We start from the raw sequence: 23,095 nt of genomic DNA on the forward strand, positions 1-23,095 counted from the left end.
CGACACCATGCACGCTGAGTCGTCATCAACGCCCAATTGGTCCCGAGGCACCGGACCACCCCGCTGGCCCGAACGGTTGCTGGGCTGGCTAGTGGCGCCCCACCTGCGCGAAGAGGTGCTGGGCGACATGCACGAACGCTTTTACCAACGTACCCAGCGGCTGGGTCTGGCCAAAGCCAACCGACGCTACTGGCGCGATACGCTGGCCTATATGCGCCCCCGGTTTATGAAACGACAACCCCAGGAATACCCCAATCCAACCTTCAGCGACATGATCCGCAATTACCTCACCATCTCTTTCCGGACGCTGAGCCGGAACAAGCTCTACACAACGCTCAACGTGGCGGGGCTCTCGTTTGGCATCGCGTGCTTCCTGCTGATCGGGCTGTACGTATTCGATGAACTGACGTTTGATCGGCAACACCGCAAAACCGACCGAATCTACCGGGCCATTCAGCACAAAAAGACACCGACCGAAGACCTGACCATTGCCGCGTCGAGCTTCAAGGTGTCTGAAGAAGCGAAAAAACGAATTGGCGACATCGAGAATTCCGCCCGCATTGTCAGAACAGGACGGGCTAATATCTCGAATCCGGCGAACAAGAATTCGTTTCAGGAAACCATTGCCTTCGGAAACGCCGGTTTGCTGGAGGTGTTTGACTTTGAGGTGGTTGATGGGACAATCAGGTCGGCACTCACTGAGCCGAACACCATCATCATTGTGGAGGACCTGGCGCAGCGCCTCTTCAACAGCACCCAGGTGGTTGGCAAAACGGTCGATTTTGAGTTGAACAGACCGCTCCGGATTACGGCCGTCCTGAAAAACCATCCCCGCAATTCGAGTTTCACCGTCAACGCGGTCGTTTCAGAAGCTACCATTAGCAGCGACAGTGAGTTCACTGACTGGATAGCCAATTGGGATTCGCAGACGTTCCAAACGTTTTTTCTGCTCAAAGAGAAAGCCAACCCGGATGTAGCGGCGGCAAAAATCACCCAGTTGCTCAACGCCAATATGCGCCACGAGCCAGGTACATCGGTGGCGTATACGCTGCAACCCCTAGCCGATATGCACCTGTTCTCCGAAAACATTGTGGACGGTGCCCGCAACGGAAACGTAGAAGCGATGGGGCAGGGGGTGCTACTTTACATCAAACTCTTCGCCATTGTGGCGCTGTTCGTGCTACTTATTGCCTGCATCAACTACATGAATCTGGCTACGGCGCGGGCCTCTAACCGATCGAAAGAAATTGGCGTTCGTAAGGCTAGTGGTGCCTTTCAGAGCCACCTCATCCATCAGTTCCTGACCGAATCGCTGGTGGTGACCACGATTTCGTTTCTGCTGGCCGTTGGGCTGGTGAACCTGCTGCTGCCTGCGTTCAATGAATTCACCAACAAGGAACTCTCACTCGGGTTTCAGACCGACTACCGCATCTGGCTCTACGGATTGCTGGCGCTGGTGGTCACGGGCCTGGTATCCGGTAGTTACCCGGCATTTTTGCTGTCGGGTTTCAGTCCGCTGTTGTTGCTGAAGAATCTCAAACTACAAAACCGGAGTGATCTGTCGCTGCGGAAAGGGCTGGTCGTGTTTCAGTTCACGATCTCCGTGGTGATGATCATTGCCACCATTGTGCTGTTTCAGCAGATTCAGTTCATGAACACCAAGCAGCTGGGCTTCAACAAGGACTTGCTACTGGTGGTAGATATCAACAGTGGCAAGGTTCGGGCGGGGGCCGAGACCATCAAGCGGGAATTCAGCCGTATTCCGACGGTCAAACAGGTGTCGACGACCTCGCGGGTGCCGGGCGAATGGAAAACGATCCCAACCGTTCGAATCAAGACCGAAGGCAATGCCGACGAGGGGAAGGTGGCTTACTGGTTAGGCGTCGACGAGAATTTCACGAAAACCTTCGAGGTGCAGCTGGTCAACGGCCGGAACTTCACGGGCCTGCGCGATTCGTCGTCGGTGATTCTCAACGAAACGGCGGCTAAACTGCTGGGCATCAACCAGGCTTCGGGGCAGCAGGTGGCCATTCCGGCCCGGGCCATGGGGGGCAGCTTCCACCCGCTCAACGACGCCAATACCCCTTTTAACGCCCGGGTGGTTGGGATTGTAAAAGACTTTCACTTTCAGTCGCTGCGCGAAAAGATTGCACCTATGGTGTTGGGCTACGAGCATAATCCGGTGCATAACATCGACTATTTTACCGCCCGAATCGACGGTAGAGATGTACCTGCCACGCTGGCCCGCATGAAGGATATATTGGCCAGCGTTGACCCCACCCACCTGCTCGAATATCATTTTCTGGACGAACAACTGGCCCGCTTCTACGCCGAAGACCACCGTCGCGAAACGCTGCTGATCTGGGTGGCACTGGCAACGATCTTCATAGCCAGCCTGGGTCTGTTCGGACTGGCAACCTACGCGGCCGAGCAGCGCATCAAAGAGATTGGCGTGCGGAAAGTGCTGGGGGCGTCGGTGGGGAGTATCGTGGCCCTACTGGCCAAAGATTTCCTAAAACTGGTGATTGTGTCGATCCTGATCGCTTCGCCCATTGCCTGGCTGGCGATGGGGCACTGGCTCGATGAGTTTGCCTATCACATCACCTTCCCGTGGTGGTCGTTTGCGCTGGCCGGTTTCGTGGCGCTGACCATTGCGTTCCTGACGGTCATTTTCCAGAGTGTGAAAGCCGCCCTGATGAACCCCGTGAGAAGTTTGCGGAGTGAGTGACAGGTAGTTTGAAGAAAGTTTAGCCGAACCGGCACAACGTAAGAAGGTTACGTTGTGCCGGTTTTATCATTACAGCGAAATAGGACAACCACCATTAGGGATAACCCGGAAAACGAATGAACGCTACCATCAACCAGGTCTGGCCGTATCAGCAGAGCCAGATGAATCTACCCGTTGCCGACCTCGATGCGGCATTACCCTTTTACGAAACCGTGATGGGGTTTCGGCTCGTGTCGCGGAGCGACGTTCCCCACAAATCGGCTGTCATCACCCGCGACGGTATGCAGCTCGGCCTGGCCGAAAACGGAGGTGACCCCACACAGGACGGCTGTTTCTTCGCTGTCGATAACCTGGATAATGCCTTTGCTGAGCTGAAAGCCAATGGCCTGCCGCAGGGAAACCCCAACTACGACTTTCAAAAGTACGGCGAGACCACCTGGAAGGTCTTTTTCGTGGTCGCCCCTGATGGACTCTGCTACTGCTACGGCGAACGCCAGCCGTAACGGCAACACCAAGCCAACGTACCTGCGTTACTGCGCAGCCGGGTAGTTTGGGATATTACGACCGAGGTAGATAGGACGCTCGGCTTTGTACATATTGCCTACGTCTTTGAGTTTGAGAATGCCACTGCCGCCCCGATTGGCCAGTTTTCGACGGTGGTCGGCGGTGAGCAGTGGATCGTCGTCAAATACAAACTCGTCGATGTAGTATTCGGTCAGGCCGGGTTCCTTGACTGTGATATGGATATGCGCCGGATCGGTGCGGCTGGGGTAAGGGGCCGGACGAGGCGTGACGAACTTGTATTCGCCTTTCTCGTTGGTGCGCATCCAGCCACGCAGGGATCCATGCCGCCGTTCCCAGCCGGTCGCGTCTTTTTTCGCCACATACTGCCCCGCTTCGTCGGTGTGATACACGTAGAGAATAACGTTTGGCGCGGGTGTTTTCCCGTCGGCTTTGTACACGATACCATTGATGCCCAGCGGCTTCTTACCGGCCCATGTTGCGTCGGGTAGCTTCACGAAACTGGCTAGTTTGTCGAATGGCACGGGGCTTTCGTGAATGGCTTCGCACCCTTCGCAAGGGCCACCCACGGGCGGTTGCTGGCCATACCCGTTCAGCGACAGGGCCAGCAGCGTGGTCAGGAACATAAGCGCTTGATGCTTCATCGCTTGGCTATTTTTATGTAAAGCAATGTAAGCCGGTTATTACCCCCCACAAAGCGGATCGTGCTCACGGCTTGATTAGCGCCTCCCAAAACTTAGTTCGGGGCGCTGGCACATTGGTAAAACAGCTTTTACTTTGCGTTTCTACTTTTTGATTTTTGACAGGGTTTGAACGAAGCCGGGCCGAAAAAGTTAGTATGCTGTGGGTACGTTCCCTGGCGTGGAATTTTCGCGTAGACTTGCCTGTACACCTAAAGACGGTCTTACATGAAACTCCTTATCGTTGAAGACGAAGAACGGTTAGTGTCGTTTATCCGTAAAGGTATGATGGCCGAAGGCTACGAAGTCGACGTAGCCTATGACGGACGGATTGGCTTGTCGATTTTCCGCAGAGAAACCTTTGACATTATCATACTGGATGTCAACCTCCCGCATATCAATGGTTTTGAACTCTGTAAGCTGATCAGGGCCGAGAACGAAACTGTACCCATTCTGATCCTGACCGCGCTGGATAGTCTGGCCGATAAGTCGGACGGGTTCAATGCCGGGGCTGATGATTACCTGGCCAAGCCGTTCGAGTTTCAGGAATTGCTGTTGCGCGTACGCGCCCTGACGCGCCGCAACGGGCCTAAACAGAAGCAGATTCTTCGCCTGGCCGATCTGGAACTGAACCTGGACACCAAGACCGTGAGTCGCGCTGGTACACGGATTGATCTGACCACCCGCGAATACGCCCTGATGGAATACCTGATGCTCAATAAAGGCAAAACCATTACCCGCGTCGATATCAGTGAGCGCGTCTGGAGCCTTAATTTCGATACGAATACAAACGTTATAGACGTGTATATCAGCTACCTGCGAAAGAAAATTGACAAAGGATTTTCGCCTAAACTGTTGCACACCATTGTGGGGACGGGTTACGCGCTTCGTGAGGGGTAGGCTGGTTGATTGGTTCGTTGGTTGATTAGCTGGTTGATTCGAACCAGCCAACCAACGAACCAATCAGCCAGTCAACGAATTAACCAGTAAAATGCTCATTCGGAACCGCCTGACAATCATTTTTACCTTGCTGGCTACGGCCATTCAGCTCACGCTATCGTTGCTGGTCTGGTACTTTTATTCGCTATATCGGCAGGAAGAATTTTACAGCAGACTGGAAGGGAAAGCCCGCATAACGGGTCGGGTGCTGATCTCCCGGCGGCATTTGCACGACGATTTTTTTAAGAACATGGTGCGCACCGACCTGCTCACGATCGTTGAAGAGCAGATCAGTGTGTATGATCAGGAACGGAAACTGGTCTTCACCAATCGAATGCTGAAAGAGCCCGACTATTACAAAGAGAAGCTACCACTGACGCCCACCGACTCAGTGGTTGAATTCAAAAGTGGCCACATTGAGTCGATCGTGATCCCGTACCGGGATCGTGGGCAGTTGTTCTACATTTTCGCCTCGGGCTACGACCGCATGGGCTTAACCAAGCTGGGTACGTTGCAACAGATCCTGCTGCTGGCCAACCTGCTGGGGTTTACGTTGATCGTACTGGCTGGCTGGTATTTTTCAGGGCGTGTGTTGCGGCCGATATCCCGAATCGTGGATGAAGTGGAACAGATCACCGCTTCGCATCTGGACAAACGGGTGAACGAAGGCAACCGCCGCGATGAAATTGCGCAACTGAGTATGACCTTCAACCAGATGCTGTTTCGGCTGGAAGACGCTTTTGTATCGCAACGGAGCTTCGTGGCGCACGCATCGCATGAACTACGTACCCCGCTCACCAATATGCTGGGTACGTTGGAAACTTCCCTGCGCTACGACCATAATCCCGCTGACTGGCGCGACAGCATGGAAATTGCCGTTGACGAGCTAAAAAAAGTGATTGCTTTAACGAATGGTCTGCTTGGCCTGGCGAACGTAAATGGCGGTGGTGTGGCGTTAACGGCCGTCCAGGTAGACGATTGCCTGCTCACGGCCATTGGCCAGGTGCAGACCAAATACCCCGGCCGAAACCTGCCGCTCCAGTTTATGGCCGGGGAAGATGACTCGCTGACGGTGAAAGGCAGCGCAACCTTATTGACAACGGCTTTCCTGAACGTACTCGACAACGCCTGTAAATACTCCAGCGACCCCGTTTCTGTACAGCTGGACGCCCGGCAGGGCCAAATCACGGTGACTGTTATTGACCAGGGAAGGGGCATTGCCGACGCCGATGCCGCCCATGTTCTTGATCCACTGTTTAGAGGCAGCAATGTAGCAGGCGTAACCGGCTATGGCATCGGTCTGGCTATAACCCAGAAAGTCATTGAACTGCATCAGGGAGCCATCCAGATTTCTTCGAAAGAGAAAGAGGGTACTACCGTTACCATCAGTTTGCCCACGCTGGTGTAGGGTGCGTTCACCGAACGCAAGGGCAAGGTAGACAGCTTCAGTGACGAGCTATCGGACAGCAGACTGTTGCACGCGACAAACCGATTCGCCTATATTTAGCGCTACAATCACCTTTCGGAATGACAATAGCCACATCATCTGTCTTAAAATCCCGCAGGGCCACCCAGCTAATCTTTCTGGTTTGTGGGCTGGGTATGGCCAGTTGGGCCCCAATGGTGCCCTTCGCCAAAGATCGGTTAGCCCTGAACGACGGCAGCCTGGGGTTATTATTGTTGATGCTGGGGGCTGGAGCCATGCTGATGATGCCTGCTTCAGGCTGGCTGGTGGGGCGTTTCGGGAGCCGTATCATCATGGCATGTGCCGTGCTGGTAATGGCCTTCGCCCTGCCACTATTGCTCATTCTGACCTCCACGGCTGCCACGGCGGTAACCCTCTTTGTATTTGGGGCGGGTGTTGGTGCGGTAGACGTAGCCATGAATGCGCATGGTGTGCAGGTGCAAAACCTGTATGGAAGACCCATCATGTCGTCGTTACATGGCCTTTTCAGCGTGGGTGGTTTGTTCGGTTCCCTGGGGTTGGGCGTTTTAATTAAGGCAGGTATGAACCCGCTTTACGCAATTGGTAGCATTGCCACCCTGATGATCCTGATTACCCTCACCCAATACCGTCATTTATTCCCCGTCGATACAGAGCGAGTGCTTATTACCCGATTCGCTACCACGGACGGCAAGCCAGCATCGAGTGGCCAGCGCTTCGGTTGGCTGCACGGAAGCGTATTATTCCTGGGGCTGATGTGCTTTGCCGTCTTTCTGGCCGAAGGAGCCGTTCTTGACTGGAGCGCCATTTTTCTGCGCGACATTAAAGGAATCGAACCGGAACTGGCGGGGGTAGGCTACGCTGCCTTTTCCGTTGCCATGGCCATCATGCGGTTAGTGGGCGACAAGCTGGTGGCCCGTCTGAGTAGCAAAACGGTCGTAGTAGGTGGCAGCTTACTGGGTGCCGTCGGCCTGTTGATTGCTATCCTGAGCCCCTGGGTATGGATAAGTCTGGTTGGTTTTGTGCTCCTGGGCCTGGGAGTGGCCAATATAGTGCCGATCTTTTTCAGCGCCGCTGGAAAACTGCCCGGTGTTGCCCCAACGGTGAGTATAGCGGCCATTACAACCATTGGCTACACTGGTCTGCTGGCCGGTCCGGCCTTGCTCGGCTTCATCGCCCAGCAGTTTTCGCTGCCTGCTGCGTTGGGCTGTTTAGCCTTGCTGTTGGGATCAGTCGCCCTGAGCTACGGTGTGAAAGGCAGCGCTGATTAAGGAAACAAAATCGCCTTCTCAAGCTGCGCAGCAGCGAAATACGGGCAGCTACTCCTCGCCAGCACAGATAGCCATAAGTAGCGACTGGTCGTACCTCATTTCAGCTTCTTGAATACATCCAGCATACTGGCAGGGTCAAGGCTGTCCATGTCGATAAGTTTCAGGGACTTCACCATCTTCATTGTTCCTGTTTTGTAGTGTTGAAAATGCGGTGTCTTCAAATGCGCCTGATATGCTGCCTGACTCGCGTATATCTCGACCAGCCTGATCTGCGTTGGTCGTTCTTTTTCGAACATCGGGAAAATGGCGATCACCCCTGGTTCCAATTGCACCGACTTTGCCGATTCTTCCTTCAGGATAGCTTTGTACTCGTCCAGATAATCCGGTACGATCTCAAGTTCAGCGATGCGGACCATTCTATCCGGTTCCATGACAGGGACAGGCGGTTTTGCCAATACGGTCCTGAGTGTATTGGCCTGGGTTCGGCTGACGACCGTTTCGATCAACCCCGCCACATCGGTCAACTGGTTTTCCGTCAGTCCCGTATTTAGCCCGATTTTTACATGGGTCTCTAATTGGGCGATCACTCCCGGCATGGCGGCCAAGGCAGATATGGTAACTAACTCCCGTTGCTGATGAGTCAGTACGTTGCTGTCGAACACGTCGGCAAACAGGTGTTCTTTCAAAAAGGCATCAATCCGTGGGGCGAATTCGCCAAAACCCGGCGCGGGCTTGGGCTGGGGCGTTTTGCTCAGTTTCTCTAGTGTTTTCCTGCCCCGTTCATACTTGTCAGACTGTCTATTCGTCGATCGAAACGCCTTGCCCTGCGAATCCTGAGTACCCCTGGCTTTCCGTTCGTCCAACACGGCCATGAACGTACCTAGTCCGTTTAAGCTTCTCGGAAAACCGCAGTAGGCATATAAGTGCACTAGTAATTCCTTGATTTCGTTGACCGTCAGGCCTGCGTCGAGCCCAGTGCCCAGTTGCGTTTTTAGCCTATCGAGGTCACCAGCGGCGGTGAGCGCAGCAATAGCGACGATGCTTTGCTGCTGCGAACTTAACGTTTGCTTGTTGGATGATGCTTGTTGCGCGTTCATGCCTGTCGTTGATATCAATAGCCCCAAAAGCAGTAGCATGGGCAGTAAGGTGTTTGTGCGCATCGCGTCAATTTGTTTTGGTCGTGTTAAAGGGTCTTCACCATTTTCGCCGGAATACCGGCAACCACGGTATTGGCGGGCACATCGCGGCTCACAACGGCCCCCGCCGCCACAATGGCGTTTTCGCCAACCGTAACACCCGGTAAAATAGTGGCTCCCGCGCCAATCCAGGCGTTGCGCCTGATCAGGATGGGTTGGAGGATAACGGTTTTGCGGTCGTCGGGGTCCAGCGGGTGATTTTCGGAGGTAAGATTAACGCGTGGGCCAATCTGCACATCGTCCTCAATGGTAATGCCGCCAATATCCAGGAATGAGCAGGCATGGTTGATGAAGATGTTTTTCCCGAGCCGAATAGACTGGCCAAAGTTGGTATAAAACGGGGGGAAGATCGTTGTCGATGAGTCGATTTCGGTACCGATGATTGTACTTAACTGACTACGTACCTGATCGGTATCTGTCGCCGTGGCGTTCATGGTAACACATAGCCGGATGGTACGCGCCACTACCTCGCCAAATCGGGCATACTCAGGGTCATCTTTTCGCAACGGTTCGCCAGCGCTCATTCGCTGGAAGAGATCGGCTTGTTTTTCGGGCATGCTGTTTGTGTGGGATTACGGTGAATAGGGGGACGTCGCGTAGCGACCTGGCAGGTAAGACTCTTACCAGGTCGCTATGCAACGATGCTGACGCGTTTTTTGTCATCCCGATGGACCGATCGGTCCGCCGGGATGACAAAAAAAGACGCGTTAAGGGCCTTATAAGTAACAAGAATCGTATTACGCCAGCTTTTGCATCACCTTATCCGGCGTAATCGGCAGGTCGCGGACGCGTTGGCCCGTGGCGTTGAAAACCGCGTTGGCAACCGCACCGGCGAAGCCGATCAGCGCAATCTCGCCCATGCCTTTGGCCCCCATCGGGTTGATGATCGGGTCAGGTTTGTCGATCATAATCGTTTCGATGGCAGGTACGTCGGCGTGAACGGCTACATGGTAATCGGCCAGGTTATTATTGACGAAGCGGCCGAACCGGTGATCAATAATTGCCTCTTCGGTCAGGGCCATGCCGATGCCACCCGCCACGCCGCCGATCATCTGACTGGCTGCCGTTTTAGGGCTCACGATGCGCCCCGAATCAGCGACGCTGACGGCCTTGGTAACGCGTACCACACCCGTCTGCGGATTGACACGTACCTGCACGAAATGGACGGAAAACGAATACATCGAATACTTGCCCAATTCAGGTCCGCCTTTCGAGTCTTTTGTTTTATCAAGTACCGTCAGGTTATTCGCCTGCATCAGGTCGCTGACAGCCACTTTCTTTTTCGGCTCTTTCTCAACAGACAGCACGCCATCGGCCAGCGTCAGTTCATCGGCTTGCTGACCCGCCAGTGGGCCACCCGCTCTCAAGGCTAGCCCGGCCAGCTCGGTTTTAATGGCCGTGCAGGCATCATATACCGCCGACCCCACGGCCGAGACAATGGCCGAGCCGCCCTGCGTCGGGGCTTTCGGCAGCGAGGTGTCGCCGTATTCGACCTTGATGCGATCAACCGGAACACCCAGTACGTTATGCGCAATCATGGTAAGGGCCGTTCCGGTGCCCGGGCCAATGTCGGTGACGGCGCTTTGGATGGTCAATGAGCCATCGGCTTTCAGCAATATTCGGGCGCTGGCCTCCCACCGGAAAGCATTGAACGTACCTGTGCTCATGCCGTAGCCAATGAGCCAGTCGCCCTCGCGTACGCTGCCCGGTTCGTTCTTGCGATTCTTCCAGCCAATGGCTTCGGCACCTCGCTGATATGCCTCCTTCAGGTGTTTGCTCGAATAAGGGCGGTTATGTTCGGGGTCGGTTTCCGTATAGTTGCGCAGGCGGAATTCGATGGGGTCGAGGTTCAGCTTATGGGCCATCTCGTCCATCGCCGATTCCAGCGCAAACGCGCCCGTGGCTTCACCAGGGCCCCGCATCCAGATGGGTACGCTCCGGTCGAGGCGCACCAGGCGGTAGCGAGTGCTCACGTTGGGGCAGGCATACATGAACTTGGTCATGTTGACGGTCGCCTCCGTGAAGTCTTCGTAGCTGGCTGTTTCGGCAGTAGCCGCGTGCGCAATCCCGATCAGCTTCCCGTCGCGGTCGGCTCCCATGTTGATCGTCTGTACCGTGTACGGCCGGTGACCAACCAGGGTAAACATCTGGCTCCGGCTCACGACCAGTTTCAACGGACGATTGATCTTCCGGGCAATGGCGACAACGGCCGTTTCCTGAGGCCAGGTACGTAGCCCCATGCCGAAACCGCCGCCCATGAATTCCGTATGCACGTGAATATTCTTCGGGTCGAGCTTAAAAGCCTGGGCCATGGCCTGCTGCGTGGCGTTTACGCCCTGCGTTTTGGCGTAGATCATCAGCGTATTCGCGGCGGTCCAGTGGGCCAGAATGCCGTGCAGTTCCATGGGGTTATGCACCTCCACGGGAATCGTGTAGTTAGCTTCCAGCGTAACCGGAGCCGTTTGGTAGGCATCGGCTTTCCCCCGCAAATAGTTGCCGCCCTCGGCGCCTTTGGGTGCCACACCGTCCGACACGTGTTTGTGCAGGTCAGTACGGGTTGGTTGTTTGGTATAGGTGGCTTTGACCAGCGAGGCCGCGTAGGTGGCCCGCTCGAACGTATCTGCCACGACGATGGCGATGGGCTGCCCGTCGAACAGGATCTTAGGGCTGCTCAGGATCCGGTAGGTTTCTTCGGTTTTCGGTTTTGGGGCGGGTCCATCGGCCTCTCCGCCAACGGGCGCATCCCAACCCGGAATGGGCGGCATGTTCTGGTGCGTAAACACGCCCAGCACGCCTGGTGCCCCGAGCGCTTTTTTCGTGTCGAGGCTGGCGATGCTTCCCCGGGCAATTTCACTACCAACAATGACGCAATAGGCTGTATTGGGTAGGTCAAAATCGGCGAAGTACTGCGCCCCGCCGGTCACTTTCATCCGCCCGTCGATCCGATCAATCGGGGGATTTGTTAGGTCTTTCATCATGATCAGGCGGTTTTAGCGGCGGTTTTCAACGCGTCGACAATTGAGTTAGGGGCCAGCGTCAGTTTGAAATCATTTTCGCCGTAGCCTTTTGCGCCCTGCATGGCGAGCGCGGCAGCCTGTTTAAAGTTGGCTTCAGTGGCGGGTTTGCCTTTCAGAAAGGCTTCCGCCGCGGTTAGTCGCCAGGGTTTATGCGCCACCCCGCCCATCGCCAGCCGAACATCCTGAATGGTGCCTCGCTTCATGTCGATCGCCACGCCTACCGAAATCAGAGCGAAGGCATACGAGGCCCGATCCCGTACTTTCAGGTAATGTGAGTTGTCGGAAAACCGGTTTGTCGGCAGGTCCACCGACATAATCAGTTCACCGGGTTGCAGGGTGTTGTCTTTCTGTGGCATGTCGCCGGGCAACCGATGAAAGTCGCTGAACGGAATCTGCCGATCACCCTTTGGCCCCGACACGTTCACCGTGGCATCCAGCGCCACCAGCGCAATACACATGTCGCTTGGATGAACGGCAATGCACTTGGTCGAGGTACCGAAAATGGCGTGCATGCGATTGATACCGCCGATGGCTCCGCAGCCCGTTGGGCCGTTGGCCTGTCCTTTGTCGGGGCCTGCCTGAACGGGGCTACGTTTATTGCAGGGCATCGAATTGTCGTAGAAATACGGGCAGCGGGTACGTTGCATCATGTTGCCGCCCACCGTAGCCATGTTCCGCAGTTGTGCCGAAGCGCCCGCGTTCAGGGCCTGCGACAGCAGCGGAAAGTGCTTCTTCACCAGCTCATGATCGGCAACGGTCGAGTTTTTGGCCATGGCGCCAATTCGCAGGCCAGTGGCCGTTTTCTCGATCGTTGCCAGTGGGAGCTTGTTGATGTCGACCAGCCGTTCGGGAATGATTACCTCGCGCTTCATCAGGTCGATGAGGTTGGTGCCGCCGGCTAGGAAGTAGGTGCCGTTCTCTTTCGTAATCGCCGTAATGGCGGCTTTGGGGGTCGTAACCCGCGTAAATTGAAACGGATTCATACCTTAGCTCCTCCCTTTTTGACGTCCATAATCGCATCCACAATATTGGCGTAGGCCCCGCACCGGCAGATGTTGCCGCTCATGTACTCGCGTACTTCGTCGGGACTGTTGGCGTGCCCTTCACGGATACAGGCCACCGCCGACATGATCTGGCCGGGGGTGCAGTAGCCGCACTGGAAACCGTCGTGCTTGATAAAGGCGGCTTGCATGGGGTGTAACGCTCCCGTCGGGCCGCCATCAGCCAGTCCTTCGATGGTCGTTACGGTGCTGCCTTCGGTCGTCATCGCCAATGTCAGGCAGGCGTTGACCCGGGCTCCATCGACATGGACCGTACAGGCCCCGCATTGGCCGTGATCGCAGCCTTTTTTGGTGCCGGTCAGGTGGAGTTGTTCGCGCAGCAGATCGAGCAGGGTAACCCGTGGTTCGATCGACAGCCGATGTGCTGTTCCATTGACGTTGACCTGAAGCGGCATCTGCTCAAACGCGGCGGCCATCTTTTCGTCGAGACCCTGGTCGGCGGCAGCCATTGCGGTTGGTGGTGTCAGCACCAGGGCGGCCAGGGCCGACGATTGTTTTAAAAAGCTGCGTCGGGATGAATCAGCCGAAGCTGACTCACCACCGGTGTGTTCATGTTGGTTCATAAGCAAGTTTTACTAACGTGTGAGATGGATCAATGTTGGCTACGAAGTCATTCGGGTTAGAGTTGGTCGAAGGTGACCGTTACGTTGCCCAAACCCAGGGCAGCGGCCAGCCCCGCCGGGTTATCGACCCGTCCGATTTTTGTATAACTGTACGACGTAGAAAACGATTTATAGAAAAGTACCAGCGTGTTCGACCCGTATAGCATCAGATCACCCGTTTGAACCATTCCCGGGTTAGCGGCCCTGGTCGGGAGATCGGTTGGGAAGCTGTAAAACTTCTCATTACCATTCAGCTCACTCATCGAGATAGTGATCGGTAATCGGGCTTTGAAGGCCTTGGCTGTCGGGGTGTCGAGAAGGGTTGCGCTGAATGTACTGGAGCCAACCCTGATTCGTAACTTGTTGCCAGTTATATCTGAATTGGTATCGTTGTTTTCCATGCTGACTGGGTTAGCGGTTTGCATGTCGTCCATGTTGCAGGTCATAAGGCTACTGGTAAGCAGGAGGAGTGGCAGCAGGATGATCGTTGCGTTTTTCATAGAGGTTCTCCATTGAGTATTGGCAACGCGTAGAAATCAGATTAGCCAAATACCATTATCAGGTAAGCGACAACGAACAATGTGCTATCTATTGTTCTGATTCGTGTTCCCATACGTGTGCCTTTTATGGCAAAACTACTGCAGGGGGTGGGACGCTCTTATAGCAAAACCAACGCACTTTTTATGAAAACCGCATTTTTCGATAAGAGGCTTGTATAGTGGCTTTTAGGTGTCAAAAGGCCTAGTTTTGGCATTTAAGCGCATGTAATTGTCTGGCGATATACGTCAGTGATACTCGTTCAAGTACAGAGATTATGGCTTTCCTTATGAAAACACGACCCCACAGATCGGGCGATCCACAGCCCATTACGATGGTGTACGATATACCGTCCATCTTACCGCCTGGCACCACACCCGTCAGTCGGCTATACTATGAAAACTGGAACATTAAGGTGGTTGATCGCGAAAAAACCGGCTGCGACAACTACCTGACGCCGAACCGTCGGGACTTTTACAAGATCATGTTCATGACCAGCGGCACCGGGTTTAAAACCATGGGTAAGGACAACTACTTCATCGACGAACGCACCATTCTGTTCCTGCATCCTAACGAAATCGTGTGCTGGCGCAATGCGACGCCCAAAGTGGGAGGGGGCATATTCTGTATGTTCAAGAAGCGATACCTGGCCCAGCATCCGTCGCTGAAACTAATCATCGACCGGTATAAATTTTTCACGGAGAAAAAGATTCTCCGGCTGTCAGAAGAGTCTTCCCGGATGATTCACCGCCTGTTGACCCAGATGAAAGCCGAAGCGGCCTCGGGCGGAGAACTGGCCGAAGAAGCCATGCAGGCGTATGTACAGCTCATCCTGGTCGAAAGTCTCAAAGGCACCGATTACGAGCCCGTAGGTGAGATCACCAACGACTACCGCCACGTGTATAATTTTTTCGAACTGCTCGAGAAAGAGACGAATCTTGCCAATCTTGACAATCCTATTCGACTACGCTCGGCTAAAGACTATGCGGAGAAACTGAACCTGAATCCGAGTTATCTGAATGGCCTGGTGAAAAAACATACCGGCCAACCCGTTAGTACGCTCATCAAAAATCGCCTGTTGGAAGAAAGTAAAGCCCTGTTGGTGCAGACCAACTGGACGTTGCAGGAAATCAGCCGGATCATCGGCTTTGCCGATCAGCCAAATTTTAGTCAGTTCTTTAAAAAATACGTAGGCGTTACGCCGAACGAATTCCGACGCTCGCCGATCTCGCCTGATTACGAAGGGTAGTTCAAGTCCGTGTAGCATCAACTTGATGGAAAGTATATATCAGGTACGTTGCCTGACCAGTTTAGAGCTGGTTCACTTGTAGAAACCCCACACTTCTCTGATGGTGGGCACGGGCTTGGCGACCTTAATTGGCACAACGAATTCGGTGAGCAAAATCCGGTCGACATACCGCTCCGGAGCCAGCACGTTCACCGGTACGTAGGCGTCTCTTGTATCCTGGGTGTGGTCATACGTAAAAGCAACCGGTAGGGCGTATCGTCCCTGATAAGCGGGTTTGAGTGTGCCCACCTGCTTCAACGCCCGCTTCACCGCCTGATCCAGCCCGTAGCCAATATTTTCCGGACTGAGGGTGACCAGCTCGCCCAACTGTCCCTGCTCATTAACGGTAAAGCCTACGTATACCCGCCCATACACGCCCGCCAGCCAGGCCTGGTTGGGGTAGCTTAATTCTCTGGTCAGTTGCTGATTGAACAGGGCATCTGTACTCAGCGCCGGTTTACTCAGGTTGGCAATCGCCGATACAGAGTCGTAGTTCATCAACATCTTGATAACCTCATCAGCGGGTAATTGTCTGGTCGGTGCGTTTGTGGCCAGTGGCGTTGATCGGCCGTGCAGTGTCTTGAGCAACGAGGCTTCATCGAGCGATGTCAACTCTGGCTGGGCGTCTCCCTTCTGGATATAATAGGTCTCTTTTTGCTGATAATGTCCTTGGAAGACGCTGCTTTTGTCGTACCCATTGGTGGTCAACGTGGGTACCAACCGGGAGATTATGCTTTTGGTAAGTTTGGTTGGGCCTGCATAGAGCACCGTGGTATAGCGTTTTGCCAGTCCGCCCGGCAGATCACTTAGCTGGCGGACAAAGGTTAGGCCGTCGATGGTGAAGGCGTAGGGGGTTAGTCGGGAGAGGGGTGAATTTGCCTCGAAATGGCACTGCACTTCATTAGCAACCAGATCGTAGGCTAACTCACAGGCGACTTCCTTCCCGCCCGGCTCTATCTGCACCGTTCCCATTTGCCAGGCAGGATAGGTTAGAAAGGGGCTACCCAGGTACGTCTCCTGCTTGTGACTCGGTGCCGTTGACAAACCTGATTCGTACACCTCGCAGGTCGTCACGATCTGGCCATACACATCTTTACTAACCACACACTGAGCCAGAGCCGTATGGCCACCGATAAGCAAACCAATCAGAAGCACAGTGATCCGTTCCATGCGGCAAGATATATTAGTAGATGAAGGTATTTTCATGAAAAGAAATTTCCAGCCCACTACTTACTATTGATCAGTGTCGATTTGAGTTGACGGCCATTGATTGACAGTTAGTTACGATGTGGTTTTCTTCTTGAACCAGCCGCTACATGACCAGAAACCTATTCCGGCAGGGGACACTCGTTGTAGATGGAAGTAAAAACACACAGAGCCGGTCGTCAGTGTCTGCCGGCCGAGCTAGATGGCCAACCTGAACTCCGTCAATTAGTTGTGTTTCTGCAAGTAAGCAATCGTCGTTTGTCGCTTCTGAATCAGTAAAAATGGTAGTAACATCCGTAATATGTATGCCCGCTTCTACCAGTATGTTTGAGACCTTTGTAGTTACCGGTACTCTCTAAGAAACGATCTGTATAACCTGGCAAACCCGACAACAGTGGCAAAGTATAATCTAAAAATCAACGGAAAGATCAGGCTGGTGGATGTTGATCCAGCAACGCCTATGCTTTGGGTATTACGGGATCATCTGGACATGCCCGGCACTAAATACGGCTGCGGTATCGCCCAGTGCGGTGCCTGCACGGTTCATCTCGACGGTACGGCGGTTCGCTCGTGTCAACTGCCGGTTTCGGTTGTTGGAAAGGCGGCCATTACCACCATAGAAGGCCTGTCGGTTAACGGCGACCATCCGGTGCAGAAAGCATGGCTGGAACACGATGTGGCCCAGTGCGGCTACTGCCAGTCGGGGCAAATGATGAGTGCGGCTTCATTGCTTAAGACCAATCCAAAGCCCAGCGATGCCGACATCGATGCTGCCATGAGTGGCAACATTTGCCGGTGCGGAACGTACCTACGCATCAAAGACGCCATTAAATCAGCGGCGAAGAAGTAATCATCCTGTTGTCAATTCGGAAACAGAACCTTGACCATGAAAACAAGCAGCACTACATACAACAGGCGTTCTTTCTTAAAAACGTCGCTACTATCAGGTGGCGGAATGCTACTCAGCGTGAGCTGGTTATCGAAGGCCGTAGCCGCTGATAAACTGGAGGCACTAAACCTGCCGGAGCAGTGGGCGCAACTGAATGGCTATATTCAGATTACGCCCGACAACGTCATTAAACTCATCTGCCCCAACCCGGAATTTGGCCAGAACGTGATGACGTCGTTGCCGATGATGGTGGCCGAAGAATTGGATGCCGACTGGAAAAACGTGATCGTCGAAATGGGTTCGCACGACAATGCGAAACTGGGACCACAGTTTACGGGCGGTAGTAACTCGATTCGGATGTACTGGAAGCCACTCCGGGAGGCCGGTGCCGCCGCTCGCCAGATGCTCTGCGAAGCCGCCGCCCAAACCTGGAACGTACCTGTTGGCGAAGTGACGACAAAAGCAGGCATGTTGCGCCATGCGAGCGGAAAATCGGCTAAATACGGCGAGATGGCCAGTAAAGCCGCCACGCTGCCAGTGCCCAAGGGGATGAAGCTGAAAAGTCCGAAAGACTTTACGATTGTCAGAAATTCGAAGAAGAACGTTGAAGGCAAAAAGATAGTGACGGGCAAGCCCCTGTTCGGATTAGATTACCGGGCCGATGGGATGATGATCGCCATGATTCAGCATCCGCCCGCTTTCGGCATGAAGCTGAAATCGTTCGATGCGGCGCAGGCCCTCAAAATGCCGGGCATCAAGGATGTGTTCACCCTGAAACTGTACCCCGACGGTTTCGAGCAGGGCGGTTTCGATACCCGCACGTTCAACGATCTGCTGGTCGTGGTAGGCAAATCGACCTGGGAAGTGATGAATGCCCGTAAGAAGCTGGTGACCCAGTGGGAGCCTGCCGGTGACGTGAAAGACACAATGATGGGCCGGGGCGGAAAGCGTGAGGTTACCGTACCGGGCGGACTCGAAACGACCAGTGCCCAGCTCGAAAAGATGCAGGAACTGGCGGGCAAACCGGCGCAGCAACTACGAAAAGACGGCGACCCTGAAGCGGCATTCAAGAATGCGGCACAGGTGATTGAACGTACCTACAATGCGCCATTTCTGGCCCATAACTGCATGGAGCCGATGAATTTCTTCGCTCATGTGACGGATGAAAAAGCGGTGGTGGCCGGGCCGTTGCAAGCACCAGGCTGGGTTGAACCCACGCTGACAAAACTGTTAGGTCTGCCTGCCGACAAGATCGAGATTCAGATGACCCGTATGGGTGGCGGCTTCGGTCGCCGGGCATATGGTCAGTATCTCTACGAAGCGGCTATGATCTCTAAACAGGCTAAGGTGCCGGTTAAACTGATCTACACCCGCGAAGATGACATGACCTATGGCATCTACCGCCCTATGTACACGGCCACCTACCGCGCCGCGCTGGATGCCAATAAAAACCTGATCGGTTTCCATGTGAAAGGGGGTGGTATTCCGGAGCACGCCATTCATGCCAACCGTTTCCCGGCCGGCGCCGTGGATAACTATTTGGCCGAAGGATGGGAGATTCCGTCTAACATCACCATCGGTGCGTTTCGGGCGCCGCGCTCCAACTTCAATGCCGCCGCCGAACAGTCTTTCCTGGACGAAGTGGCTGAAGCAATGGGCAAAGACCCCATCGAGTTCCGGCTCGACCTACTGAAGCGGGCCAAGGTAAATCCGGTGGGCAAAAACAACGAGTACGATGCCGACCGCTATGCGAGTGTACTGACGCTGGTTCGCGACAAGTCGGGCTGGAATAAGCCGGGCAGCGAGAAATATAATCGGGGCGTAGCGGCTTATTTCTGCCACAACTCCTACGCCGCCCACGTAGTGGATATGGTCACCCGCGATGGCGAGCCTTACGTCGAACGTGTATTCAGCGCTATGGACTGCGGCATTGTGGTGAACCCCGATGCCGCCAAAAACATGGTGCAGGGTGCGGTAGTCGACGGCATCGGCAACGCACTCTACGGGTCCCTGACGCACAAGGACGGAGCTGCCGAGCAAAACAACTTCCACACCTACCGGATGATTCGCCACAACGAAGCGCCGAAAAAGATCGAGGTTCACTTCGTGGAAAATGACCTCGACCCAACCGGCTTAGGTGAACCGCCTTTCCCGCCGGTGTTTGGCGCGGTGGCCAACGCGCTGTACAAAAACAAGGGCAAACGTTTCTATAACCAACCCTTCAAGTCTGAAATTGACAAACAGATTTAAAGTTAGTGCTTGACCGATTAGTTTCTGGTCGTTGATGCCTAGCGCTTTGTCATCCCTTATTCTTCGGGATGATAATAGCATTACTTAACCACATGCAAAAATCCGGGATCAATCTGATTGGTCCCGGATTTTTGCATGTAGTAGACCACCCACCGTTCCGATTCTATTCATTGAAAATTTTAATCAGCACTGACTAGTTATTTTTTTGCGACGATTTTTATAAAAAGTTTAATATCGTTCGAAATAGTCCCATCGCCAGACTTAAAAAAGGACTTTTCTGATCCGGAATCGATCCCCCAATCGGTTCGATCAATAGACAGCATACCATTCAGCTCGACGGTCCCATCCATTCCGTCCTTAAAATGCAGTTTGGCTGGAAAAGTAACAGCCTTCGTGATACCTTCAATAGTCAGATTTCCTGTAATTTTTATATTTCCTTCAGTTGTAACCCGTATACTTCCATCTGCTGGAACCTTTGTGTTTTCATCATTCCCAGTTTCGATCTTCGTAATGACGAATGTCGAAACTGGGAATTTTTTAACATCAAAAAAAGGTGGAAATTTATTGTATAAACGTTCAGTAGTATCAAGTTTTTGTTCAATTGTATTCATGTCGATTTCAGCGCCGCCGCCCACTAGCTGACGGTTTTCGATCAACAAGTCTCCTTTCAATAAATCCACGTCTCCTGTACGGGTGCCATCACCAAGGAACGTAGGGCCTTGCCATCCACCAAGTAGCATAGACCCTTTCCATACTATAGCACTTTGCTTCGTATCTATGCTATATTTTTTCTGGCCCTTTTTATTATAAAAGTCCGTGATGGTCTTTCCATCATAGCGATACACGCCGGTTGCATCGCCAAACCAAATACTTCCGTCGTTAGCTTCCGCAATCCCGAAGAAAGCCTTTCCTGACCTGATTTCGGTTACAATAGGCTCGTTGCTATCCAGGGAATTTGCCTCATAACGAGAAATTGCCTGAACTGTCGAATTAGCAGGATTTACCGGACCCGTAGTCCAGATGTTTCCTTTTTTGTCCTGGATTATAGCAGTAGCGCCCCTCTTCGATACCTTAGTAAAGGTACTGCCATCATAGCGCCAAAGGCCCCCGGTCTGTGCTACTTTAAAGCCATTGTTACCGCTGAGCCACATGTTGCCTTTTCTATCTTCCAGTATAGCCAAAACGTTTAGAAAGGGTTCGCCGTTATGAATTAACGTAGTGAATTTTTTCCCATCATAAACAAAGGCATCGCCCCTTGTGCCAACCCATAATTTTCCTGTTTTATCTTCAATAATTGTATTGATATCATTATTTAAATTTCTGTCTTTATAAAAAAGTGGAGCGTTCGGAGATGTAAAATTTTGAAACGATTTTCCGTCGTAACGGCTTAATCCACTTCCGGTGCCAAACCAAAGAATACCGGCTTTGTCTTCGTAAACAGATGTAACTCGATTATCGGCAAGACCCTCCGCAGTAGTGAATTGTTTAACGGATTTTCCGTTGGAGTAATAAACGCCTGAATCAGTAGACGCGAACCAACGACTTCCCCGCCGGTCTTCCAGGACATCCCAGAATCTGTGTGAACCTAGTTCACTTGTCAGATTAGTGAACGATTTTCCATCGTACTGAAAAACATCACCAAATGATGCGTTGTTCGGGCCAGCAATCAAAATGGTGCCATCCCTACCTTTTTTTATATTACGAGCCATTATGTTCGGCCCTATGTCTTTGATTTCAGACTTGATGTTGTCTTCTGATACGTCTGTTTGTTTTTCTCTGCAGGAAGCGAGAAAAACAAACAGTGAGAGCAAAGCATACACGCGGAAGGAGTTCATTATTTTGCCTTTTTGATACTAATGAATGTCAGCAAACCTACCAGTCTTAATGTTGAGACGCGTTGCCTGGCCAGTAAAAGAATGTTAACGATACGTAAAAGTTGCTTTTACAGACCGCTATGGATTTTTGCCCCTAAGTCGTTGATCTTATTACAGGCCATTAATTCTCATGTAGCATCCGATACTCGTTGGGCGATTGACCGACCCGCTGTTTGAACAGCCGGTTAAAATGCTGAGGGTATTTAAAGCCTAAATCATAGGCAATCTGACTGACCGATTTGTCACGATCGTAAATGCGTTCTTTGGCCACATCGATCACCTTCGCCTGGATGTATTCCTGCGCCGTTTTGCCGGTTTCCTTCTTGATCAGGTCGCCAACATAGTTGGCCGACCAATTCAATTCGCCCGCACAATACGCTACCGAAGGCAGGCCAATCATCTGCGGTTTGTCGGTCTGGAAATACGCGTTTAACAGATTCTCGAACCGTTCCAAAATACCCTGATGCACATGATTCCGGGTGATGAACTGGCGGTCGTAGAAGCGGACACAATAGTTCAGGAATAGTTCTATACTATTGACAATCAGTCGATTGTTATGCTTATCGATGGCGTGTCATGGAGTGAATTAGCATATGGGGTAATGGATTCATAATTGATTAAGTCAAAACGACAATCTTGCCGACTCCTTCATTTTGCTCCATGAACCGGTGGGCCTCCACAATCTGTTCAAGGCGAAAGAGTTGACTTACCGGAAGTTTTACCTGTTCCGCTTCTACCTCGTGAAGGAATTTCCGGAAAACTGCTGTCGGGCTGGTGATCTGGCCCGAGTCGTAAACTGTCAGACGTACAGTGGCCGGAATGTACTCCATCGGGGCAAAATCGGTAATCGACCAACTTTCAGCCAGCATACCCGTCATGCAGCCTGTTCCGCCTGGTTTGATACAGTGCAGCGAATCGTTTAGGGTAGACGTACCTACCAGGTCTAGTACTTTATCGATGCCTTCAGGAAAAACGGCCCGGACCTTGTTAGCCAGATGCCCATCGTCAATGAGTACCTGCGAAGCACCGTTGTTGAACAAGGCCATTTCTTTCTGCGCGTTCCGGGTAGTGGCAATTACCGTCAGTCCTGCATTGTTAGCCAGTTGGGTTGCCAGCATCCCCACCGACGACGTACCCCCGCGAATGAGCAATGTTTCGCCAGGTTGAATGTCTAGAGCCAGGTGTAGCGAACCATGAACCGTCTGGAACATTTCCGGAATGGCTCCCAACAGGTTCCAGGGTAATGTACTCTGAAACGGATGCAATAAATAGTTGGGTAAAACCGTGTACTCGGCATAACTCCCGTCATAGTCGCGGCCCATACCTCCCATCATAGCCATTACCCTCTGGCCTTTAGCGTATTGGCCAGAGGGATCATTTTCTACCTCGCCTACGCACTCAATGCCCAGTATACGCGGGAGTTGAACGTTTGGCGACAACCCTTTTCTGGTCATCAATTCAGACCGATTCAGACCAAAAGCTTTCACCCTGACCAACACCTGCCCTTTGGCCGGAACGGGTACGGCCCGCTCCTCAAGAATAAGCTCGTCGGCTGAACCAGCACGGTAAAGAACGGCAGCTTTCATCGTGA

The 23,095-nt window shown here is 53.0% G+C and carries 18 protein-coding genes and 1 pseudogene; 8 read left to right on the forward strand and 11 right to left on the reverse strand.

Annotated elements, in window-relative coordinates; all coding sequences use genetic code 11:
- The first annotated feature begins 7 nt into the window (after positions 1 to 7).
- Entirely contained in the window at positions 8 to 2,728 is a 2,721-nt protein-coding gene (locus J2I46_RS07500) for an ABC transporter permease (protein ID WP_207328389.1), read from the forward strand.
- Between the two features lie 116 nt (positions 2,729 to 2,844).
- Positions 2,845 to 3,231 carry a VOC family protein gene (locus tag J2I46_RS07505; RefSeq protein WP_207328390.1) on the forward strand — a complete coding sequence of 129 codons (387 nt, stop codon included), beginning with the start codon at positions 2,845 to 2,847 and terminating at the stop codon, positions 3,229 to 3,231.
- A gap of 27 nt (positions 3,232 to 3,258) precedes the next feature.
- Here the strand turns inward: J2I46_RS07505 and J2I46_RS07510 are convergent, their stop codons facing one another.
- Positions 3,259 to 3,894, reverse strand: coding sequence for a dioxygenase family protein (locus J2I46_RS07510; RefSeq protein WP_207328391.1), 636 nt, complete (start codon positions 3,892 to 3,894; stop codon positions 3,259 to 3,261).
- Positions 3,895 to 4,158: 264 nt separating this feature from the next.
- Here J2I46_RS07510 and J2I46_RS07515 point away from each other — a divergent pair, with 264 nt between their 5' ends.
- From J2I46_RS07515 to J2I46_RS07525, 3 genes are all read left to right on the forward strand, one after another.
- Positions 4,159 to 4,830 carry a response regulator transcription factor gene (locus J2I46_RS07515; protein ID WP_207328392.1) on the forward strand — a complete coding sequence of 224 codons (672 nt, stop codon included), beginning with the start codon at positions 4,159 to 4,161 and terminating at the stop codon, positions 4,828 to 4,830.
- Positions 4,831 to 4,921: 91 nt separating this feature from the next.
- On the forward strand, positions 4,922 to 6,277 hold the full coding sequence (locus J2I46_RS07520; protein WP_207328393.1) for a HAMP domain-containing sensor histidine kinase: 1,356 nt from the start codon (positions 4,922 to 4,924) through the stop codon (positions 6,275 to 6,277).
- A gap of 119 nt (positions 6,278 to 6,396) precedes the next feature.
- Positions 6,397 to 7,584, forward strand: a complete 1,188-nt coding sequence (locus J2I46_RS07525; protein ID WP_207328394.1) for an MFS transporter — start codon at positions 6,397 to 6,399, stop codon at positions 7,582 to 7,584.
- A gap of 95 nt (positions 7,585 to 7,679) precedes the next feature.
- On the opposite strand, the gene J2I46_RS07530 is transcribed toward J2I46_RS07525, so the two are convergent.
- The 6 genes from J2I46_RS07530 to J2I46_RS07555 form a co-directional block, all read right to left on the reverse strand.
- Positions 7,680 to 8,681, reverse strand: coding sequence for a carboxymuconolactone decarboxylase family protein (locus tag J2I46_RS07530; RefSeq protein WP_207328395.1), 1,002 nt, complete (start codon positions 8,679 to 8,681; stop codon positions 7,680 to 7,682).
- 86 nt (positions 8,682 to 8,767) lie between these two features.
- On the reverse strand, positions 8,768 to 9,337 hold the full coding sequence (locus J2I46_RS07535; RefSeq protein ID WP_207328396.1) for a DapH/DapD/GlmU-related protein: 570 nt from the start codon (positions 9,335 to 9,337) through the stop codon (positions 8,768 to 8,770).
- Between the two features lie 180 nt (positions 9,338 to 9,517).
- Entirely contained in the window at positions 9,518 to 11,758 is a 2,241-nt protein-coding gene (locus J2I46_RS07540; protein WP_207328397.1) for a xanthine dehydrogenase family protein molybdopterin-binding subunit, read from the reverse strand.
- A 2-nt stretch (positions 11,759 to 11,760) separates the two neighbouring features.
- The gene (locus J2I46_RS07545; RefSeq protein ID WP_207328398.1) at positions 11,761 to 12,780 is read right to left on the reverse strand and encodes an FAD binding domain-containing protein; all 1,020 of its coding nucleotides are present in this window, start codon (positions 12,778 to 12,780) and stop codon (positions 11,761 to 11,763) included.
- Complete coding sequence (locus J2I46_RS07550; protein ID WP_207328399.1) at positions 12,777 to 13,421, reverse strand: (2Fe-2S)-binding protein; 645 nt, start codon at positions 13,419 to 13,421, stop codon at positions 12,777 to 12,779. Before J2I46_RS07550 ends, J2I46_RS07545 begins: the two co-directional genes overlap by 4 nt.
- A gap of 56 nt (positions 13,422 to 13,477) precedes the next feature.
- Positions 13,478 to 13,960, reverse strand: coding sequence for a cyclophilin-like fold protein (locus J2I46_RS07555; RefSeq protein WP_207328400.1), 483 nt, complete (start codon positions 13,958 to 13,960; stop codon positions 13,478 to 13,480).
- 326 nt (positions 13,961 to 14,286) lie between these two features.
- Here J2I46_RS07555 and J2I46_RS07560 point away from each other — a divergent pair, with 326 nt between their 5' ends.
- Complete coding sequence (locus J2I46_RS07560) at positions 14,287 to 15,246, forward strand: AraC family transcriptional regulator (RefSeq protein WP_207328401.1); 960 nt, start codon at positions 14,287 to 14,289, stop codon at positions 15,244 to 15,246.
- 72 nt (positions 15,247 to 15,318) lie between these two features.
- On the opposite strand, the gene J2I46_RS07565 is transcribed toward J2I46_RS07560, so the two are convergent.
- Positions 15,319 to 16,455, reverse strand: a complete 1,137-nt coding sequence (locus J2I46_RS07565) for an energy transducer TonB (RefSeq protein WP_207328402.1) — start codon at positions 16,453 to 16,455, stop codon at positions 15,319 to 15,321.
- A 430-nt stretch (positions 16,456 to 16,885) separates the two neighbouring features.
- Here J2I46_RS07565 and J2I46_RS07570 point away from each other — a divergent pair, with 430 nt between their 5' ends.
- Both J2I46_RS07570 and J2I46_RS07575 read left to right on the forward strand, forming a co-directional pair.
- A complete protein-coding gene (locus tag J2I46_RS07570) occupies positions 16,886 to 17,341 on the forward strand; it encodes a (2Fe-2S)-binding protein (protein ID WP_207328403.1) in 456 nt (151 codons plus the stop codon).
- A gap of 36 nt (positions 17,342 to 17,377) precedes the next feature.
- Positions 17,378 to 19,630: a xanthine dehydrogenase family protein molybdopterin-binding subunit gene (locus J2I46_RS07575; protein ID WP_207328404.1), complete on the forward strand. Its 2,253-nt coding sequence runs from the start codon at positions 17,378 to 17,380 to the stop codon at positions 19,628 to 19,630.
- A gap of 197 nt (positions 19,631 to 19,827) precedes the next feature.
- On the opposite strand, the gene J2I46_RS07580 is transcribed toward J2I46_RS07575, so the two are convergent.
- The 3 genes and pseudogenes from J2I46_RS07580 to J2I46_RS07590 all read right to left on the reverse strand — a co-directional run bounded on the left by J2I46_RS07580 (position 19,828) and on the right by J2I46_RS07590 (position 23,090).
- Positions 19,828 to 21,465 (reverse strand): two-component regulator propeller domain-containing protein, encoded by a 1,638-nt coding sequence (locus J2I46_RS07580; protein WP_207328405.1) that lies wholly within the window; start codon positions 21,463 to 21,465, stop codon positions 19,828 to 19,830.
- A gap of 160 nt (positions 21,466 to 21,625) precedes the next feature.
- Positions 21,626 to 22,075, reverse strand: a pseudogene (locus tag J2I46_RS07585) (helix-turn-helix domain-containing protein); the annotation flags it as partial.
- A 46-nt stretch (positions 22,076 to 22,121) separates the two neighbouring features.
- A complete protein-coding gene (locus tag J2I46_RS07590) occupies positions 22,122 to 23,090 on the reverse strand; it encodes a zinc-binding alcohol dehydrogenase family protein (RefSeq protein WP_207328406.1) in 969 nt (322 codons plus the stop codon).
- Between the last annotated feature and the right edge of the window lie 5 nt (positions 23,091 to 23,095).

The organism is Fibrella forsythiae (assembly GCF_017353175.1).
In the GTDB taxonomy this organism is placed as follows: Bacteria; Bacteroidota; Bacteroidia; order Cytophagales; family Spirosomataceae; genus Fibrella; species Fibrella forsythiae.

Bases quoted from the DNA above. Each gene is read 5' to 3' on its own strand.
- J2I46_RS07500 (WP_207328389.1), top strand. From the start codon at position 8: ATGCACGCTGAGTCGTCATCAACGCCCAATTGGTCCCGAGGCACCGGA.
- J2I46_RS07505 (WP_207328390.1), top strand. From the start codon at position 2,845: ATGAACGCTACCATCAACCAGGTCTGGCCGTATCAGCAGAGCCAGATG.
- J2I46_RS07510 (WP_207328391.1), bottom strand. From the start codon at position 3,894: ATGAAGCATCAAGCGCTTATGTTCCTGACCACGCTGCTGGCCCTGTCG.
- J2I46_RS07515 (WP_207328392.1), top strand. From the start codon at position 4,159: ATGAAACTCCTTATCGTTGAAGACGAAGAACGGTTAGTGTCGTTTATC.
- J2I46_RS07520 (WP_207328393.1), top strand. From the start codon at position 4,922: ATGCTCATTCGGAACCGCCTGACAATCATTTTTACCTTGCTGGCTACG.
- J2I46_RS07525 (WP_207328394.1), top strand. From the start codon at position 6,397: ATGACAATAGCCACATCATCTGTCTTAAAATCCCGCAGGGCCACCCAG.
- J2I46_RS07530 (WP_207328395.1), bottom strand. From the start codon at position 8,681: ATGAACGCGCAACAAGCATCATCCAACAAGCAAACGTTAAGTTCGCAG.
- J2I46_RS07535 (WP_207328396.1), bottom strand. From the start codon at position 9,337: ATGCCCGAAAAACAAGCCGATCTCTTCCAGCGAATGAGCGCTGGCGAA.
- J2I46_RS07540 (WP_207328397.1), bottom strand. From the start codon at position 11,758: ATGATGAAAGACCTAACAAATCCCCCGATTGATCGGATCGACGGGCGG.
- J2I46_RS07545 (WP_207328398.1), bottom strand. From the start codon at position 12,780: ATGAATCCGTTTCAATTTACGCGGGTTACGACCCCCAAAGCCGCCATT.
- J2I46_RS07550 (WP_207328399.1), bottom strand. From the start codon at position 13,421: ATGAACCAACATGAACACACCGGTGGTGAGTCAGCTTCGGCTGATTCA.
- J2I46_RS07555 (WP_207328400.1), bottom strand. From the start codon at position 13,960: ATGAAAAACGCAACGATCATCCTGCTGCCACTCCTCCTGCTTACCAGT.
- J2I46_RS07560 (WP_207328401.1), top strand. From the start codon at position 14,287: ATGAAAACACGACCCCACAGATCGGGCGATCCACAGCCCATTACGATG.
- J2I46_RS07565 (WP_207328402.1), bottom strand. From the start codon at position 16,455: ATGGAACGGATCACTGTGCTTCTGATTGGTTTGCTTATCGGTGGCCAT.
- J2I46_RS07575 (WP_207328404.1), top strand. From the start codon at position 17,378: ATGAAAACAAGCAGCACTACATACAACAGGCGTTCTTTCTTAAAAACG.
- J2I46_RS07580 (WP_207328405.1), bottom strand. From the start codon at position 21,465: ATGAACTCCTTCCGCGTGTATGCTTTGCTCTCACTGTTTGTTTTTCTC.
- J2I46_RS07590 (WP_207328406.1), bottom strand. From the start codon at position 23,090: ATGAAAGCTGCCGTTCTTTACCGTGCTGGTTCAGCCGACGAGCTTATT.